Annotated in this window: 1 pseudogene; it reads left to right on the forward strand. The window is 28.8% G+C overall.

Annotation, left to right across the window (positions count from 1 at the left end):
- Positions 1 to 336: 336 nt before the first annotated feature.
- Positions 337 to 438 (forward strand): annotated as a pseudogene (locus HMPREF0023_RS16600) (plasmid mobilization protein); the annotation flags it as partial.

Genomic DNA, 438 nt, shown 5'->3' on the forward strand with positions numbered 1-438 from the left:
AAGATTTTTTATATCTCGTTTCCGTGTCTTTTAAATTTCGCTTCGCTCGCTTTAAAAGACACTTCTCCTCGTGCTGCGCAGCACTTTTAGTTTTAAGCAATTGATTATTATATAATTTATGCGTTACTCATGTTTTAGATTTACTGTTTCTACATACAAACAAAACACACAACTAAGTTATTGTTTTTATTATATAAATTGAAATTATGGGAGTGGTATTGCTCATGCGTTTTAATTGAAAAATATTTTTTTTCATTTTTCTTCACGAAACGAATCATGAATTTTTAAAATTTTGTAGGATCCGATATCCCAGTTAAATTAATATCGGAAGTAAAAATGTATTATTTTCATTTAAGTCACAACGTTAAAGGTGATAGTCAAATAAAATTGAGTGATGGTGATTCAAAGTGTCGACTCTCAAAAAGTGCATATCACTAT

Origin of the sequence: Acinetobacter sp. ATCC 27244 (genome assembly GCF_000156555.1) — a bacterium.
Taxonomy (GTDB): Bacteria; Pseudomonadota; Gammaproteobacteria; order Pseudomonadales; family Moraxellaceae; genus Acinetobacter; species Acinetobacter haemolyticus.